Genomic DNA, 18,707 nt, shown 5'->3' on the forward strand with positions numbered 1-18,707 from the left:
ACTGAAATGCTGCTATTTTTTCTAAAAATGCTACATGAGTCCTTGAATACTCCCATCTGCCTCCAGCGACATATGCTCAGCTGCTGGAGATTTGGGCAGTCCTGGCATCGTCATGGTATTACCTGTTTCCACGACTACAAAGCCTGCGCCTGCAGACAATGATACGCTGGACACGTGAATGGTGAACCCCTCTGGCGCACCTAGCAAGGAAGGTTGATCTGAGAAAGAATACGGCGTTTTGGCCATGCATACTGGCAGTTGTCCAAAACCAAGCTGCTCCATACCCGCCAACGCCCGTTTGGCCGCAGGCGTGTAAGCCACCTCTGCCGCACCGTAAAGCTCCTTGGCAATGACACTAATTTTCGCTTGTAAATCAAGCGTATGATCATATAGCGGTGCAAAATGTGCTTTGTCCTCCTGAAGTAAGTTCAGCAGGCTTTGGGCCAATTTTTCTCCCCCTTGGCTTCCCTGCGCCCATACTTGTGAAAGCTCTGCGGGTACACCCAGCTTGCGGCATTCCGAGAAAATCAAATCCAACTCGGCTTCGCTGTCTGTTACAAAATGGTTAATCGCCACCAGTACAGGCATACCAAACTTTTGCAAATTCCGTACATGTCGGCTCATATTGGCTAATCCGAGTTGCAATTGCTCCAGATTTTCCGCATCCAGCTCATGTTTAGCTACACCGCCGTTATATTTCAGCGCTTTGGCGGTTACAACCAGCACAGCCGCATCCGGCTGCAAGCCGGACTGGCGGCACTTGATATCAAAGAACTTTTCCGCTCCCAGCTCAGCCCCAAATCCCGCCTCTGTGACGACGACCTCTCCCAGCTTCAACGCCAGCTTTGTCCCCATCAGACTGCTACATCCATGGGCAATATTAGCAAAAGGTCCACCATGCACAATAACCGGAGTGCCCTCCAACGTCTGCACCAGATTAGGCTTTAATGCTTCCCGAAGCAGCACAGCCATAGCTTCCACCGCGTGCAGTTCCTCTGCTGTTACCGCCTCACCGGCTTCGTTATAGCCAATTACCATCCGACCCAACCGTACTTTAAGATCGTCCATATTTTCACTTAAGCATAGTACCGCCATGACTTCGGAGGCCGAGGTGATCAGAAAGCCGCTTTCTCTTACCGCTCCATTCCCCGTTCCCAATCCAGTCACAATACTTCGCAAGCTCCGGTCATTCATATCGACAGTCCGTTTCCACACAATTAGGTCTGGCTTCAGCCGCAAAGCATTTCCATGGAACAAATGGTTATCAATCATCGCTGACAGCAAATTATGCGCAGCTGAAATGGCATGTATATCCCCTGTAAAATGCAGATTAATGTCTTCCGCCGGAACAATCTGGGCCTGTCCTCCCCCGGTTGCTCCCCCTTTCATCCCAAAGCAAGGCCCAAGGGACGGCTCACGCAGTGCAGCAACGGTTTTATGCCCCATCGTGTTTAGTGCCTGTGCCAGTCCGATGGTTGTCAATGTTTTTCCTTCTCCAGCCGGGGTGGGATTCATCGCCGTAACCAGCACCAGCTTTCCATTCGGGCGATCCTTTAACTGCTCCCACAGAGATGGATTCAGCTTCGCTTTATATTTGCCATACGTCTCCAGATGCTCTTCTTCAATTCCTGCTTCTTTGGCAACATCAATAATCCTCTTCATCCTTCGTTATGTACCCCCCGTTTTATAAGTCTGAACAATGGTGTCAAACCCTTTATCATTTCATTCTACCAAAGTGTACCGTTTATTGCGCTATGATTCATTTCATCGCAAGCGTTGCTATCCTGTGAGTTATAAAAAAAGGCATCCCCAGCCCGCATGAACTTTGAGGATACTCTTTTGGCATATCCTAATCAGCATAAATCCTCTAAAGGTCAGGACAGCTTGGGACTACAAACCATCCATATGTAAACGCTCAACTACTCTCTACTTTATAATGCTTTTCTAGCAGTTCCTTAAAAACATCAATCGGGTACTTGTATTGATCCGTTTTGAACACAATTCGGTTATTCCATTGATTCTTTTCCAGCTCGCATCCATGCTCCATATCCAGTTCCTTCATAATAAATATAATCTCATCTAAGGTTACCATCACACTATGTCTGTTCGTCGTAGTCGCCAGCATCTGCTCGCCTTCCTGTATGTATGCCTTAACGATCTGTTCATCAAACCCTTCGCTGATCATTAATTCCTTCAAGGTTTGTACAAAAAGAGCTGGCAGATTTTTGTACTGCGATTTTTTAATTCCAAACAGCGTGACGCTTAAGCGGGAAATATCATGCATAAACACAATATTTTTTCTGCGATTTAGTAAGAACAAGCTGGCATGCCAACTATTCAAAGGCGGATAAATATCAACTTGAAGTGGTTCAGTCTCCCATTCCTTCAGCAGTTTTTCTGTTCCCCGTATAACAAACATCATTGCTCTCCTTTATTGACGGTCCTGTACCGTAGCTCGTGATCTGGCATACCTAGTCTCTCACATCAGGCATACCCTGGATATTATAACTCCGTATTCCAAACATCGGATTATAGACTATTTCAGTATGATATAGGAAGGCGGTGAATTTCCAGTAGCTTAATTACATCTTACGCGGGGGATGGAGAAAAAAATCTACTTGAGTGCCTTCAGGTTGAGAATATTAATAGTAACTTTGGAGAAAGGCTTGCCTCTACAAGGTTTCCACTTTTATCTAAAAAAGAATAGTTAATTCTAACTGAGAAAAGAATGTAGTAGAGTTAGGTCACATGTCAGCAGATTAACTGCTTCAAGCCAAAATCATAAGAAAATCTGTATTAAAAAGCTGACTTTACGGGATAAGAAGTCAGCTTTTTACAATTTAGGCCAAAGCCTTTTCTAATTATTCACAAATGTATTGCGGTTTAAATAGAGTTTTTTATTCTTGTCTACTAACTATACTTTTAATATTTTCTTTAAATGTACTTAGTTTTTGCCCATCAATATATGGATTGTTTTCTGCGTCAATACTATTAAGACTAGCTTGTTCTTTTAACGCCTGATTGACCGCATAAACGTTTCCGTTTTTAATGTCAAATTTACCTTGATATTCACCAGCCACAAAGTAAATTGGATTAATTTTAGGATCTTGTCCCTTTTTCAAAAATAAAACGAGTTCATCGCCTTGCTTAAGGTAGGGATTGTCTGTTTTTTCAACAATATTGTCTGTTTTTATTCCTAATTGGGTAATAACAATATTTTCTTCTGATTCTGTTCCTTATTAATAAAGATCATTAATAACAAACACATCTTCGCTAGGCTGTGGAGTGTAAATTCCCCAATTATCATAGCATTGTGGTGTAGTTGGATACATCAAGCATTTACTAAAGTCTTCATCTAGTCCTAAGACATGTCCTAGCTCATGAGCAGCTACTGATTGTGCCTTCTGAGAAGAATAACAACTAACATTATTGGACTGAGCAGAAAGATTCTGAAAACAAGAACTTGATTGAATTGGGATGCGAGTTAGCAGAATCATAGGACCATGCAAAAAACCGAAAGACCTTCCTACATAGGAAGGTCTTCATAGGCCCTCTCGTACCCTGCCGGATCGGCAGATTGTATAAAAGGGGGCGGTGGATACGATTTTAACCTAACGTTTTTTCTCCTTACAAAAACAGCATTTTATTTACTGATTTTCTCTATCACTTCAAGTTCTTGCGTGGAATAATATTTCCTATCATATTCTGTTAAGTAAAATGCTTTGGGTTCCTCTGAAACTCTTAACACAATAGATCGAAAATCATGCTCGTGAAATTGAGTATAATTTTTATTATAAAAATAATCACTCTGTCTTAAATCGTGATTGATATGATATGGGTATAATCCGTGTTCCTTAGAAGCAAACCAAACGTTTTCCAACGTCATGCCCTTTTTTGTAGCTTGTCCATTTTGTTCTTTTTCCGTTTTCATTTGATCCTTCATATCCATTCCTAACACTCTCCTATTCTAAGCTATCGTCTATTCCTTTGGACTATTTCCCGAGCTTGGTCAATCGTGTAACCCTTACGAATATAATAATTCTCTTCCACATACTCCATGTGTCGATCAACCTTTTCTGGCATTGTTTCAGGACTCCAACCTTCTTGGATAGCTCTTCGAAGAAAATTTAACGGCGACTTAACTGGACGTGGTGACTGTCTCATAATAAGTAATAATTCCAATACTCGTTCAAAAGGTAACGGTCTTAGTCGTCCGTCTATTTGCTTGCTTAAAAGTTACATTTACGTATACGTAAATGTAATCGTATATGTATAAGTAAATGTTTATAATTTGAGAAACAGACCGCCCCAGGTCAAAGGATGCGGTCTGCCCCATAAAGCCCACCTTGTAAGCCGCCGCCTTTATTTAAAGCGACTGCCCGAGAGCCGTGTTACCAGCACGGTCCTCCTGAAACAAGTATAACACCTCGCTCAAATGGAATAAATGCCTTTTGTGGGCGTTCATTTCAAATAAGGATTTGGATGAAATAGGTTTTGCATACACGCCCTAATAAAAGAGGCTATCTGCGATCCACGCAGATTGTGTTACGAACCCTATCCCAAGTATCAGGAAGAAACTGTACATATAATTGACTTAGCTAAATACCATCAATTAAGCATTGGTTTGATCCAATGTTTCAATAGAAGTAAAGCTATTCAGAATCTCTTTAGCTATCAGCAATCCAAAGCAGAAAACAATCTCTTATAAAATTGTTACAAAAGTAGGACGCTTACCATGGTACAGCTGATTTTTCAAGGAATATAGCTAGCCTCCAAACAAGATGATGGACACAGGATAACTATTTTAGGTTTTTCAACTTTTCATCATGTTGGAGAGCTTGGAAACAAACAGCCTTTAACGCTCCTCCAAAAATTCCCCTATTCAAATTCGTTGGATATTTTTTATGGAAATCCCCTCCACCACTCTATATAATTCAGATACAGTTCGCCACACGAGCTAATCTAAAAATTAGGGGTGTTCCACACCTATGCCACAGCATATTTTACTTATTGAAGACGATCTATCTATTGCTGAAATGCTGCTTAAAGCACTCACCAAGGAGGGCTACAATTTAACCACCGCCTCTGACGGGGAAGAAGGGCTTAATGCCTTTGAACGTCATACTTACGATCTGATCCTCGTGGATTTGATGATGCCGAAGGTTGACGGTATGGAGGTAATCCGGCAAATTCGTACCCGCAGCGCCGTGCCGATTCTGATTATGTCGGCTAAGGACAGCGATGTGGATAAAGCGCTTGGACTCGGCTTCGGGGCAGACGATTATATTGCCAAACCTTTTTCAATGCTTGAGATGACAGCTCGTATTCAGTCCGCGATCCGCAGATCGACTACATATGCCCGTCTGCAACAGCAGGAGGAACAGCCGCAAGCACAAGTTTTGACCTATGGAAATCTACGCATTGATTTTGATCATTTTGCAGTCATTCGCGATGGAAATGAAATTCAGCTAACAGCCAAAGAATCCGATATTCTGAAGCTGTTTGCATCCAATCCGAACCGGGTATTTACGAAAGCTCAATTATACGGGTTTATTTGGAAAGACGATTATATGGGTGATGAGAATGTGATTAACGTCCATATTCGCCGCCTACGTGAAAAAATTGAAGAAGATCCCTCTCACCCTGTCCATATTAAAACGCTGTGGGGCATCGGCTACAAATGGGAGAATGGCTGATATGATCATCGAAACTATTTTTGAATGGATTGTCATCCTCATAATGTCCGTCGTTATCCTATGGCTTTGGCGGGAACGTGTAGCCTATAAGCGTAAAATCAAGAATGTCCGAACCCTACTTGAGCGGATCGTGACCGTGAATCATGCGGAAAAGCTGCTATATGTTACAGGTGACGTGGAACTGCAGCGACTCATGACGGAAATCAACCGGCTACTAGACTTAAATTTGAGGGTATCAGCCGATTACAACCGAAGCCAAATCGCTATGCGAAAAATGATTTCAAATATTTCTCACGATCTCAAGACCCCGCTTACCGTTGTGCTTGGATATGCCGAGATGCTGGATGACGATCCAGATATTTCGCCAGAAGAACGTATAAAGCTGCTATCCAGAATTCATCAAAAGACAAGCGAAGCGATTGAGTTGATCGGAAGCTTTTTTAGTTTGGCGAAGCTGGAAGCCAACGATACGGATATTCCACTGACCCGACTGGAGATAGGAGAACTGTGCAGACGCAGCATTTTGGAGTTTTATGATCTGCTAACGGCTCAGGGTTTTACGGTACATATTGACATCCCGGAGCATCCCATACATGCCTTGGGGAACGAAGGAGCCATTGGGCGGGTGCTGAGCAATCTGATTTCAAATGCCATTCGCTACGGGGCAGAGGGTCGAACGCTAGGCCTGACGCTGTCAGAACAGCAGGATACAGTGCGTATAGAAGTGTGGGATCGTGGAAAAGGCATACAGGAGCCGGAGCAGGATAAGGTTTTTGAACGCATGTACACACTTGAGGATTCCCGTAATAAGGCGGTACAGGGCAGTGGACTGGGTCTTACGATTGCCAAGCGCCTGGTTGAATGCATGAATGGAGAGATGCAATTGACCAGCAAGCCTTATGAGCAGACCGTCTTCTCTTTTACCTTGAAGAAGATCAACTATTAAGCGAACTGCTCAACTTAATAAATTTGTAAGGATTGCGAAAGAAAAATGAACATTTCGCCCTTTATTCTTGAATTATCAACAGCACACGAAGGGAGAACACCCATGACTTACATATTACGTACACATCAGCTGACCAAAGCCATGAAGGGCAATGAAATTGTAGCAGGGGTCAGTATGAATGTGCGCAAGGGGGAAACCTATGGCTTTCTCGGTCCCAATGGAGCGGGCAAAACGACGGTGATGAAAATGATTACCAACCTGCTCAAGCCGACCTTGGGCGAGATTGAATTGTTCGGTGAAAAGCTAACGCCACAGTCTTATCATCTGCTCGGACGGATGGGTTCGATTATTGAATATCCGATTTTTTATGAAAGGCTGACAGCTCAGCAAAATCTCGAACTTCATTGTGAATACATGGGCTATTATAATAAGCAGGCTGTCCGGGATGCACTGGAATTAGTGAATTTGCGGAATGCAGATGACAAGCCGGTAAAAGACTTTTCACTCGGAATGAAGCAGCGTCTCGGGATTGCCCGAGCCATTGCGACCAAGCCTGAGTTACTCATTTTAGATGAACCGATTAACGGTCTGGACCCGGTGGGAATCAAGGAAATTCGGCAGTTATTCCATATGCTATGCAAGGAATATGGGATGACGCTGCTCGTGTCCAGTCATTTATTAGCGGAAATTGAGCAGATTGCGGATACAATAGGCGTGATTAATCACGGACGGCTGATTGAGGAAGTTTCGATGGAACAGGTACGGGATACCAATACGGAATATATCGAATTTACGACCAACGATTGTAAAAAAGCAGCCTACATCCTCTCACATCAACTGAGTCTGAATAATATAAGGGTGCTCAATGAACAGAGTATACGTATTTACGATCTTAGTGTACCGCAGAAGCAAATTACGAAAACGCTCATTTTAAATGATGTAGAGGTCGATTCCATTCATCAGAAAAGCAGTACGCTGGAAGACTACTTTTTACGTCTGTTACATGGAGGGGATCACCATGCTTAAATTGATACAGTTGGAGATGAAAAAGCTTCATCTGGCGGGTTATATCCGTTCAGCGCTGATCGCCAACGCTTGCATTCTAGGTTTGCTCAGTACTATTGCACTGGACAGCCAAAATGAAGGAGTACCCGAATTTACACAGTACGCTCAGCTTCTCGATCTTATGGACAATATGGTGAGGGCAACGTTTATTGTATTTGCCTCCGTTCTACTGTGCCGTTTTATCGTAGGAGAATTTAAATCCAAATCGATTACAATCTTGTTCATGTATCCGATTCATCGTCAAAAGCTAATGATCGCCAAGCTCTTGATTGTGCTGCTGTTTACATTCTTGTCTATTGTAATCTCGGAAATCATCATTACGGCTGCGATCCATTTGCTCAACCAGTTTGTCATAATTGTACCGGATAAGCTCACTCTTTCCATACTAGCCGAGCAATCAGCGCGCACGCTAATCAATGCCGTTGCCGCCAGTTTTATGGGATTGGTTCCGCTGTATATGGGAATGCGAAGATACTCTGTACCCACGACCATTGTGACCTCAATTCTGATTGTAGCATTGCTTTTCTCCAATAATAACGGTGCTACCCTTAGCTCCATTGCTCCCGTGCAAATCAGCTTCTCTGTGCTGGGAATGCTTGTGGCTTATGCAGCCATTCGGCGCATTGAGTATAAGGATATTGCCTAGTAATAAGGATTAAACATAGAACGCTTTCATAAAAAGATGAAAATCCTTGCTTGATATACACACATTTTTCACTGGACTTCATTCTAAAACAGGTATATCCTATAGGAGAAATTAAAAAACGGAATAAGGATCTTCGGGGTAGGGTGAGATTCCCAACCGGCGGTATGGCTCATGGAGCTAAGCCCGCGACTCTGTATCCGGCAACAGGATACGGACTGATTTGGTGAGATGCCAAAGCCGACGGTAAAGTCCGGATGGAAGAAGATCGAAATATGAACATGCCGCAAAGTCGATGAATACTGCATTATGGTTGTGCAGTGACTTCATTTAACTTGCATCAAACGGCAAGTTTATTTGATCAACCCCCGTCTTGCATGGCCTTCGCCATGGACGGGGGTTTTTGTGCCACCGGTCCTGTATTCGCAAGGAGCTAAATAAGTATGAGTCAATCATCAACTGTACTAACATCCAAGGATTTTGATCGTAGCTCCCACATGAAAAGCGGTTTTTGGCTAGTCGCGATTGGAGCGGCCTTGTGGGGCGCAGACCCGCTGTTTCGTATTATTTTGTTAAAATCATTTACCTCAGCACAAATCGTACTGATGGAGCATGCGCTACTCTTTATCGCTCTGACGCCGATGCTGTGGAAGCATCGCGAGGAACTCAAAACGATACGCTTTCGTCAGGTTTTCGCTATTTTGTTTGTCTCATGGGGTGGCTCGGCACTGGCCAGTGTGATTTTCACCATGGCGCTCAGCAACGGTGATCTGAATGCCGTACTTTTACTTCAGAAGCTTCAACCTTTGGTTGCTATTATTCTGGCCCGCGTGATATTGAAGGAAATGTTACCGCGTCATTTTGGAATATTAATTGTCATCGCTCTGTTCGGGACGTATCTTCTGACCTTCGGTTGGTCGCTTCCCTTTGGACATGTTCATGATTTTGTTCAAGTTGGTAGTCTGCTTGCACTGGGTGCAGCGATTCTGTGGGGCGGTTCGACCGTTATGGGCAGCTACTTGCTCCGTTCGATGAAATATGAAACGGTAACCTCCCTTCGCTTCATGGTGGCGCTCCCTCTGCTCATTGTTCTCACCTCTGTGGAGCATGCTCCGTGGAATATGCCTACAGGTACATGGGCGGGCGCAGCTGTAATTATCAACTTGCTGCTGCAGGCATTGCTTCCGGGTCTTCTCAGCTTATTACTGTATTACAAAGGCTTAAGTACAACCAAAGCTTCTTATGCTACGATGGCAGAATTGAGCTTTCCTATGGTAGGTGTTGTGATTAACTGGATCGCTTTCCAACAAATCGTTACCGTAGCGCAATTAACTGGTTTTATGCTTATCTGGGTTACACTCTTTATGATTTCTCGTCAGCAAAAAAATTAACAGATCCATTTGCTTTATACTCACCTCAAGCCTCAAGCCAAATCATGAAGGTGCTTTTGCATCTCTGATTTGGCTTTTTATGTATGCATATTCATACCGTGATTAGCCCTTAAGAACTATTTTTTAAAAAATGTACCTAAAACATGCCTTGATTCATCATTTTTTAAGATTACATCTATAAAATTAGTCGATTTCTGTCGAATAAAACAATGTAGTGACCATCAGACACAGAGGAGAAAAAACATGACTAAAGAAAAACAAACAGTTCCGTGGTGGAACAGGTTTCTCAAGCAGTTTTATTTAATGAGGACAAAATTAATCATTTCTTTTTTGGCTGTGTTATTGATTCCGAGCTTACTTATTGGATACTTTTCTTATCAGGGGGCGACGACACAGCTCAGTCAGCAAATGGCTAATTCCGTATACACGAATCTGTATCTGATCCAAAGCAATGTCAATCAGTATGTATCCCCGATCATGAAGGACGTGGACGTTCTTACCAGTGAAATCCAGGCTGATTCCATTGGTTCCAACCAAGAAGCCCTTCAGAAAAAGTTGGATGACATCGTCAAAGCTCATCCTGAGTTAGATGCCGCGCTCCTTGGCAATGCGAAAGGAGAATATATCCGTTCTCCGCTAAAAAAGGAGGCTGATTATGATCCTAGGGAGAGAAAATGGTACAAAAATGCGATGCTACATAAGGGCAACATATTTGTCGGTGTTCCAGTTGCCAGCGTTACGACAGGGAACCTAGTAGTTAATGTATCGGCAACGCTGAAGAACGGTGAAGGGGCTGTTGCATTGGCTTTGAATCTGGACAAGATGGGGGACAGTCTGCAGTCTGTTAAGATAGGCGAACGCGGAGGACTCATCATTGTTGATTCTGATCATAAAGTTGTATCTGGAGCTGGAACAGCCTTTGACAAGACTGGCAAAAAACCGGCTGACACTATGGAGGGACTTCCCAAAGTGGCGGCAACCGGAGAAAATGATACTCCTTCCGTGTCGCAAATTAAATTTATGAATCGGGATGTGCTGGCCTTTACACTTAAGGACCCTCTCACTGGATGGAATATTGTTGCATTATCGGATCTGGAGGATTACAGTGATGCAGCCCAACCGATTCTGAGGCAAAGCCTGATTGTAATTGTTATTTCCATACTGGCCGCTGCGATCATCATAGTGCTAATGATCCGCTCATTCCTGATCCCTCTCAAGAAGCTGCAAGCAGGGACACGGATCGTCCGTGATGGAAATCTGACCGAACGTGTAAATCTGTCTAGGAAGGACGAGTTCGGCGAGCTGGCACAGAATTTTGACCAGATGACACATTCCTTGCATTCGATGGTCTCCGAGGTCAACCAAACGTCCTCCCGACTTGCATCCTCTTCCCTGATAATCAAGGAGAGCACAGAGCAAACGACGGAGTCCGTACAACACGTAGCGGAAACGGTTATGGAATCCGCAGAAAATGCAGCAACCAGCGCCGAGGCATCCGAGCAAACTGCCAATGCTGTTGAAGAAATGGCGAAGGGTGTCAGCACGATTGCCGAATCGGCAAGCTCCATCGTGGATTCAGCAGGACAAACCGAGCAGGACGTAGCTCAAGGCAGTCAAATGATTAGCCATGTGCGGACACAGATGGACCGCATTCTGGAAGCTGTAAGCCAAACGGCTAGCCTGATGGATGAGCTATCCCAACTCTCGGACGATGCGAAGCAAATGAATGCGGCTATAGCTGCCATTGCCAAGCAAACTAATTTGTTGTCCCTGAACGCATCTATTGAAGCCTCCAGAGCAGGCGAAGCTGGGCGTGGATTTGCCGTAGTCGCTATTGAGGTACGCAAACTGTCTGAACAGTCCAAGGAAAGCGCTGATTCCATCAGTCAGATCATTACGCAGATGCTCGATTTGATTCAACGCTCTACCGCCACGATGAATGGCAATGTTCGTAATCAGGTTGGTGAAGGATTACGAATTAGCCAAGATGCAGAAGGTGCATTTACAAATATTGAACGCTCTACTTCTCATATCGTGGAACAAATTCAAAGTGTGTCCGCTGCTGCTGAACAAATCTCAGCCAGTACAGAGGAAGTTTCCGCCACTGTTACCCATTTGGCAAGCCTATCCCGCAATTCGGCGGACAGTTCGCAGACAACCTCCGCTGCCGCTCAAGAGCAAATGGCAGCCATGGAGGAAATCGCATCTTCCTCACAAGAGTTGTCCAACATGGCACAGGATCTGCAAGAGCTGGTTAAGCGATTTAAGATTTAACCTACACATTGCATCGTTGCAGTTTCATGCTAGTAAGATGGGCAGCAGTACATCTAATTACTAGAGGATTTTACAAAATCCTGACTAACAAAGCCTTCGTCCGCATACAAAATACGGGCGAAGGCTTTTTCGTTGAATCCTTGAAACAATGTCTCGTATTTACCTATATGCTCATCTGCCCCGTTAGTTGGCGGCGTCTATCCCCTTCTGGATCATGTTCCACCATAATATTCTGATGAAAAATGGCTGTAGCTCGCTGTTGCTTGTCGTACATCGGCCATGCCGTCTCAGGCAGCATAGGCTCCCCATCACGTGCAAAAGCAATCCATGCCTGCTGCATATCATGAGCGAGCTTCTGCATCGAAGGCTGAATCTCTAATCCAAGCTTGCCTAGCAGCTCCAGATTGTCGAAAACAAAAGCAATCTCTGCACCGTGAACCGCTTGTCCGAAAGTTGGATGTCCCGGCAGGGTCCAATCAAAACGATACATCCATACCGATGCATACGCCGATTGTGCAGCGGCAAGAGCCAACGCGGGACGCCAAAAAATTAAATCGGTCAACATTTGCGCCTGTCCCTCAATGGTAACTGGAAAAGGCTCTATCAGGTCGCCAATGTCGGACATGCCTGTCATCATTTCCAATGCCTGACGTGCTGTTGGCTTATTCATTAGATGAGATTCTTTGCGAATGAAATAGTACCCCTCATGCAAGTTCGTTCCAATCATAACAGATACCTGTTTGGCTGAGCCTTGGGCGATTGCAGACAGGGGTACATCCGGCAAGGTCACCCCGTCTACAACGGGTTGATAAATCATCGCCATCCCTGGTCCGATGGCTTCATGTGTTTTGGCCATAGCGAGCATCAACGCATCTGTCGGCAACGTAAACAATCGCTCAGGATACTGAGTGTCTACACCCAGTTGCTGTAAATACACAGCCGCCACTTGCTCGGCCTGTGCAGTTGGCAACACCTGCGATGCCCCGCTCTGCAAAATTGCACGCTGGAACAGCCCCTCAGCGGCTGGCATCGCCAATAAAGCGGCAATACTCATCGCGCCTGCCGATTCACCGAACACCGTTACTTCATCCGGGTTGCCGCCAAAGGCAGAAATATGATCCCTAACCCATTTCAGCGCAGCGATTTGATCCAACAGTCCGGCATTTGAGGTCAGCCCATTTCCCTTTGGAGTCAAATGCAAAAATCCTAACGGCCCTAACCGATAATTGACCGTAACTACAACAACATCGCCATTCTTCGCCATGCGTTCCCCATCATATAAAGGGATGATCCCAGACCCAGTGACAAAGGCACCACCATGAATCCACACCATCACCGGACGTCCCTTCTCAGGAGCCTTCGAAGCTGGTGTCCAAATGTTCAGGTACAAGCAATCCTCGGACTGCTCCGGCGGTTCCACCAGATTTCCAGTCATACTTTCAGCGGAGGGCATGGGTTGCGGACAGATGGGTCCGAAACTCGTCGCAGTCCGTACACCCTCCCAAGGCTCCAAAGGCTGTGGCCCATGAAAACGTAGTTTTCCAACAGGAGGCTGTGCATATGGAACACCTTTCCACACATGATATCCATTCTCTGTTTCTCCACGTAATTGACCTAGACGAGTATGTACTGTATTACTTTCCATAATGAAACCTCCTTTATCTCGTATGTTCAACATAACGGTATAATATCAATCTTTACATATCTCTATTATACCCTTTGTGCAGGACCAAACCAAAAAATACCGGAAGCGCTTTTGCGCTCCGGCATTTTGTAAACAAGATGGGCGGATCGTGATTAGTCCCGAACCTCTTCTTTCGGAATCAGCTTGTAAATTTCTTCGCTTTCCATTGAATCAATCAATCGGTCTAGCCACTTGTAATAAGCCACAGCCTGCTTCATTTTCATACGGTCTTGCTGTAGAATCGCCTTAAATTCCTCGTATTCTTCACCCTGCGCCATCAATTTGTCCAGTTCATCAATGGCTTTGCGCAGGACGAGTAAATTTGTTTCTACTGCTTTTCTCCATTTAATAGCGAAGAAGTCAGTAAATGTTTGATACCAATCATACTCGACTTCATACAAGTCCTTGCGTGAGCCCTTGCTCCATACCTTGTTCACCATTTTCAGATCCAACAACGTTCGAACTCCTGTACTCATGCTCGTTTTGCTCATTTCCATTTCACGGCCCATCTCATCCAGCGTCATCGGTTTATCCGCAAAAAAAAGCAAACCGTACAAATGCCCCGCGGACAGAGTGATCCCATATAGGTCCATGTTTTTACCTATAGCTTCTATGACACGTTTGCGAATTTTTTGCAGCGACGCCTGCTGCTCATCACCTAACTGGTACAAGCTCATGCTTGCAACCTCCTAATTTTAGAGCATTTTGCACAACCTAGTATGAACGACTTACCCGTAAAGGATTAGCTTTGACGCAATATATGAAATCTTTCAAATACTGAATGAAATGTTTCAAAAGCAAAGCTTCTGTCTATATTACAACAGCATGATCGTTCAAAATCATAATTCGCAAAATTGCTAATGATAGTAAACTTTTAAAATTATGGATATACATAAATCTTTTTCTTATGGTCATATTTCATTGTCTATTTTAAAAAAAGCACTATCGGTTGTAAAGTTCCGAATGTTTGAGCATTCTAAAGAACGAAGGAGCATATCGAAGAAAAGTTTGTACAGTTTTTTCTGTACGTACTTTACGAACAGTTTTTTTGTTTGAAATGTAAGCAATGCTTCTGTTACAATTAATTTTGTCATTAACCGTTCAGGATGTACAGAATTATGATTTTTATACTCAATCCATCATGCAACATGGGGTTAATACCAAGCAAAGTATAGAAAGAAGAGGTGTATGTATGACGATTTTGGAAGTCAAAAATGTCAGCAAACTCTTTGGTCCTCACGCAGAGCAAGGTGTTCCGCTCCTGGAGCAAGGCTGGGGCAAAGAAAAGCTGGCCAAAGAAAAACAGATTACTGTTGGTGTTAATAAGGCCAACATGGAAATTAAGCAAGGTGAAATTTTCGTAATTATGGGGTTATCAGGTAGCGGCAAGTCCACTTTGGTGCGAATGCTAAATCGCTTGATTGAGCCTACCTCCGGTGAAATTCTGGTCCACGGCAAAGATCTCCGTAAGATGAACAAAGAACAACTCCGCGAAGTTCGTCGTAAAACCATCAGTATGGTTTTTCAAAAGTTCGCCCTGTTCCCACATCGGACTGTATTGGAAAATGTAGAATACGGTCTTGAAATTCAAAAGGTAGATAAAGCACAACGCCAGGAAAAGGCACAACAAGCGCTGGAACTGGTTGGTCTTAAAAACTGGGGCGATAAGATGCCCGATGAGTTAAGTGGCGGTATGCAGCAGCGTGTCGGTCTGGCACGGGCACTCGCGAATGACCCTGAAGTTCTCCTGATGGATGAAGCATTCAGCGCATTGGATCCTCTCATTCGCCGTGACATGCAAGATGAGCTGCTGGAGCTTCAAGATAAAATGAAGAAAACAATTGTCTTTATCACCCATGATCTGGATGAAGCGCTGCGGATTGGTGACCGGATTGCATTGATGCGGGACGGAGTGGTCGTACAAATTGGTACACCGGAAGAAATTATGATCCAACCAGCTAACTCTTATGTAGCCCGCTTCGTCGAGGATGTGGATCTGTCCAAAGTATTGACGGCTGCTCATGTCATGCTTCGTCCAGAAACCATCACCATGGACCGCGGTCCGCGTGTAGCTCTGGAATTGATGCGAGAGCGTGGGATTTCCAATCTATTCGTCATTGATCGCACCAAAAAGCTACTGGGTGTTATTAATGCCGAGGATGCTGTTCATGCACTGCGCAACAATCTGAAAATTGAAGATATTTTGATCACTGACGGACCGCAGGTAACTGCTGAAACTGTCATTAATGATTTGTTTGAAATTACAAGCTCGTCCAAGGTGCCACTGGCTGTCGTCGATGACAAGCAGAAGTTGCTGGGCGTTATCGTCCGTGGAGCTTTACTGGGTGCACTTAGTGGAGATGTACCTACTACAAAGGAGGTGAATGCCCATGATACCGAAACTGCCAATCGCTGAGTGGATTCAATCCATTGTAGACTGGATGGGTATTCATCTGGCTGGATTGTTTAATGTTATTTCTTCGGTTATAGAAGCCGTAGTTGGCTTCTTCTCTGGCTTGTTTATGCTTCCGCACCCTCTGGTGTTCATCGTGATCATCGGAATTATTGCCTTTATGATTGGGCGGGTGCAGCTTACACTGTTTACTGTCATCGGCTTCCTGCTGATTGATAATCTCGGCTATTGGAGCGAAACGATGAATACGCTCGGACTAGTCATCACGTCTGCGCTTGTATCCATTGTTATCGGGATTCCGATCGGAATCTGGTGTGCATATAGTAAATCAGCATCACGCATTATCACGCCTTTGCTTGATTTTATGCAGACGATGCCTGCGTTCGTGTACTTGCTCCCGGCGGTTACATTTTTCAGCTTGGGTGTTGTACCAGGTGTTATCGCATCAGTTATCTTTGCGATCCCCCCAACCATTCGCATGACCAACTTGGGGATTATGCAAGTATCGGATGAGCTGGTTGAAGCCTCTGATGCATTTGGTTCAACATCGGCGCAAAAGCTGTTTAAAGTACAGTTGCCGCTGGCATTGCCTACCTTAATGGCTGGTATTAATCAGACGATTATGCTGTCACTATCCATGGTTGTTATTGCTTCCATGATCGGTGCGGAAGGCATCGGTGCAGTTGTGTATCGTGCTGTGACCCAGCTGCAAATTGGTAAAGGTTTTGAAGCCGGCTTGGCTGTGGTCGTTCTGGCTATTGTGCTTGACCGCTTTACACAAAACCTGTTTAAACCGACGAAAAAAAGCAAAAGTCGTGTATCCAGCAAGCAAAAGGTATGGATCACCTCAGCAGTTACAGCAGTTATTCTGATCGCTGGCGCATCTCAATATTTTGTTGGAACTGATCATTCCGCTGCTGGTAAAGGTAGTGCTGCTGCCAATCCGATTGGTGCAGAGGTTGATTATAGAATTATCGGTATTGATGCCGGGGCAGGCATTATGAAGTCGACGGCTAAAGCAATTCAAGACTACAATTTGTCTGATTGGAAGCTAGTCGAGGGTTCTGGTGCGGCCATGACGGCCACACTGGACAAAGCCATCAAAGCGAAAAAACCGATCATTATTACCGGTTGGACTCCTCACTGGATGTTCAACAAGTATGATCTCAAATATTTGGAAGACCCTAAAAAGTCTTATGGTGAAGCTGAGGGTATTCATACGATTGCCCGCAAAGGTTTGCAGCAGGATGCTCCTACTGCTTATGAGTTTCTAAAACGTTTCAAATGGACAGCGCAAGATATGGGTGAAATGATGGTTGCTATCCAAGGCGGAACCAGTCCAGAGCAAGCTGCCAAGGATTGGGCAGAGAAACATGCCGACAAGGTTCAGGAATGGACTCAAGGACTGCAAACTGTCAATGGCGATACCTTTAAGCTAAGCTATGTAGCTTGGGATTCGGAAATTGCGAGTACGAATTTGCTGAAATATATAATGGAAAACAAATTGGGTTATAAAGTAACCGCACTGCAAGTTGAAGCAGGTCCTATGTGGACGGGTGTCGCTAGTGGTGATGTAGATGCCTCCCCGGCTGCATGGCTGCCGTTAACGCATGCGGATTACTGGACTAAATACAAAGATAAGCTCGACGACCTAGGTGCGAACATGACTGGTGTTAAAACCGGATTGGTCGTTCCAGCTTACATGAATGTTAAATCAATTACTGATTTGCAGGGGAACGGAGCCGAAGCGGCTCCGGCTTCAGCCGCTACTGGGGACTTTGGCAAGGAGGTCGGCTACCGTATTGTCGGTACCGACCCTGGCGCCGGACTGATGAAGCTGACTGCTAAAGCTATCAGTGACTATGGATTGTCTGACTGGAAACTGCTTGAAAGCTCTGGAGCTGCTATGACCGCTACACTGGATAAAGCTATCAAAGCCAAGCAGCCTATCGTTGTAACTGGTTGGACTCCTCACTGGATGTTTAACAAGTATGATTTGAAATACTTAAAAGACCCTAAAAAAGCATACGGTGATAAAGAAGAAATTCATACAATCGCTCGCAAAGGCTTGAAACAGGATGCTCCTGTGGCTTATGAATTTCTAAGCCGTTTCAAGTGGACTGCTGATGATATGGGTGAAGTGATGATCGCAATTCAAGATGGTACTCCCCCACAGCAGGCTGCCAAGAACTGGGCTGATAAGCATCCTGATAAGGTACAGGAATGGATCAAGGGCTTGCAGCCCGTCAACGGCGATCCTCTAAAGCTGAGCTACGCTGCTTGGGATTCTGAAATTGCCAGTACGAACGTATTGAAATATGTATTAGAACAAAAATTGGGCTATAAAGTAACAGCGCTGCAAGTGGAAATCGGTCCTATGTGGACAGGCGTGGCTGGCGGAAGTGTAGATGCTACCGCAGCCGCCTGGCTTCCATTGACGCATGCTGATTATTGGGCTCAATATAAGGATAAAGTAGATGACATCGGAACCAGCATGACTGGCGTTATGTCCGGACTTGTCGTTCCATCCTATGTACCGATTGATTCTATTGAGGATCTTAAAACGCAATAATACTTCTTCCACTTTTAAATCAT

15 protein-coding genes and 1 riboswitch are annotated in these 18,707 nt (G+C 44.7%); of the genes, 8 read left to right on the forward strand and 7 right to left on the reverse strand.

Going from position 1 to position 18,707, the window contains the following annotated elements:
- Positions 1–30: 30 nt before the first annotated feature.
- From BN1546_RS05000 to BN1546_RS05015, 5 genes are all read right to left on the reverse strand, one after another.
- Positions 31–1,662: a formate--tetrahydrofolate ligase gene (locus BN1546_RS05000; protein ID WP_090736264.1), complete on the reverse strand. Its 1,632-nt coding sequence runs from the start codon at positions 1,660–1,662 to the stop codon at positions 31–33.
- A 253-nt stretch (positions 1,663–1,915) separates the two neighbouring features.
- Complete coding sequence (locus BN1546_RS05005; protein ID WP_058829158.1) at positions 1,916–2,419, reverse strand: DUF6933 domain-containing protein; 504 nt, start codon at positions 2,417–2,419, stop codon at positions 1,916–1,918.
- Positions 2,420–2,897: 478 nt separating this feature from the next.
- Positions 2,898–3,122: a hypothetical protein gene (locus BN1546_RS05010; RefSeq protein WP_013369915.1), complete on the reverse strand. Its 225-nt coding sequence runs from the start codon at positions 3,120–3,122 to the stop codon at positions 2,898–2,900.
- 117 nt (positions 3,123–3,239) lie between these two features.
- Positions 3,240–3,497 (reverse strand): matrixin family metalloprotease, encoded by a 258-nt coding sequence (locus BN1546_RS28455; protein ID WP_141651598.1) that lies wholly within the window; start codon positions 3,495–3,497, stop codon positions 3,240–3,242.
- 146 nt (positions 3,498–3,643) lie between these two features.
- The gene (locus BN1546_RS05015) at positions 3,644–3,949 is read right to left on the reverse strand and encodes a hypothetical protein (protein WP_090736266.1); all 306 of its coding nucleotides are present in this window, start codon (positions 3,947–3,949) and stop codon (positions 3,644–3,646) included.
- A gap of 1,039 nt (positions 3,950–4,988) precedes the next feature.
- Between BN1546_RS05015 and BN1546_RS05025 the strand changes: the two genes are divergently transcribed.
- The 6 genes from BN1546_RS05025 to BN1546_RS05050 all read left to right on the forward strand — a co-directional run bounded on the left by BN1546_RS05025 (position 4,989) and on the right by BN1546_RS05050 (position 12,015).
- Positions 4,989–5,696: a response regulator transcription factor gene (locus BN1546_RS05025; RefSeq protein WP_090736269.1), complete on the forward strand. Its 708-nt coding sequence runs from the start codon at positions 4,989–4,991 to the stop codon at positions 5,694–5,696.
- 1 nt (position 5,697) lies between these two features.
- Complete coding sequence (locus tag BN1546_RS05030) at positions 5,698–6,642, forward strand: sensor histidine kinase (RefSeq protein WP_090736272.1); 945 nt, start codon at positions 5,698–5,700, stop codon at positions 6,640–6,642.
- 102 nt (positions 6,643–6,744) lie between these two features.
- Positions 6,745–7,668, forward strand: a complete 924-nt coding sequence (locus BN1546_RS05035; protein WP_013369911.1) for an ABC transporter ATP-binding protein — start codon at positions 6,745–6,747, stop codon at positions 7,666–7,668.
- Positions 7,661–8,353 (forward strand): ABC transporter permease, encoded by a 693-nt coding sequence (locus tag BN1546_RS05040; RefSeq protein ID WP_090736275.1) that lies wholly within the window; start codon positions 7,661–7,663, stop codon positions 8,351–8,353. The genes BN1546_RS05035 and BN1546_RS05040 overlap by 8 nt, the downstream gene beginning before the upstream one ends.
- A gap of 125 nt (positions 8,354–8,478) precedes the next feature.
- A riboswitch (FMN riboswitch) is annotated at positions 8,479–8,623 on the forward strand.
- A gap of 170 nt (positions 8,624–8,793) precedes the next feature.
- Complete coding sequence (locus BN1546_RS05045) at positions 8,794–9,741, forward strand: DMT family transporter (protein WP_013369909.1); 948 nt, start codon at positions 8,794–8,796, stop codon at positions 9,739–9,741.
- 243 nt (positions 9,742–9,984) lie between these two features.
- Positions 9,985–12,015 carry a methyl-accepting chemotaxis protein gene (locus BN1546_RS05050; protein WP_090736278.1) on the forward strand — a complete coding sequence of 677 codons (2,031 nt, stop codon included), beginning with the start codon at positions 9,985–9,987 and terminating at the stop codon, positions 12,013–12,015.
- 163 nt (positions 12,016–12,178) lie between these two features.
- Here the strand turns inward: BN1546_RS05050 and BN1546_RS05055 are convergent, their stop codons facing one another.
- Together BN1546_RS05055 and BN1546_RS05060 are read right to left on the reverse strand one after the other, a co-directional pair.
- Positions 12,179–13,660 carry a carboxylesterase/lipase family protein gene (locus BN1546_RS05055; protein ID WP_090736281.1) on the reverse strand — a complete coding sequence of 494 codons (1,482 nt, stop codon included), beginning with the start codon at positions 13,658–13,660 and terminating at the stop codon, positions 12,179–12,181.
- A gap of 152 nt (positions 13,661–13,812) precedes the next feature.
- The gene (locus tag BN1546_RS05060) at positions 13,813–14,376 is read right to left on the reverse strand and encodes a GbsR/MarR family transcriptional regulator (protein WP_013369906.1); all 564 of its coding nucleotides are present in this window, start codon (positions 14,374–14,376) and stop codon (positions 13,813–13,815) included.
- A 515-nt stretch (positions 14,377–14,891) separates the two neighbouring features.
- Between BN1546_RS05060 and BN1546_RS05065 the strand changes: the two genes are divergently transcribed.
- Positions 14,892–16,115, forward strand: a complete 1,224-nt coding sequence (locus tag BN1546_RS05065; protein WP_014599546.1) for a quaternary amine ABC transporter ATP-binding protein — start codon at positions 14,892–14,894, stop codon at positions 16,113–16,115.
- On the forward strand, positions 16,090–18,684 hold the full coding sequence (locus BN1546_RS05070) for a glycine betaine ABC transporter substrate-binding protein (protein WP_090736284.1): 2,595 nt from the start codon (positions 16,090–16,092) through the stop codon (positions 18,682–18,684). Before BN1546_RS05065 ends, BN1546_RS05070 begins: the two co-directional genes overlap by 26 nt.
- The last annotated feature ends 23 nt before the right edge of the window (positions 18,685–18,707 follow it).

The organism is Paenibacillus sp. Mc5Re-14, from assembly GCF_001049835.1.
GTDB classification, from domain to species: domain Bacteria; phylum Bacillota; class Bacilli; order Paenibacillales; family Paenibacillaceae; genus Paenibacillus; species Paenibacillus polymyxa_C.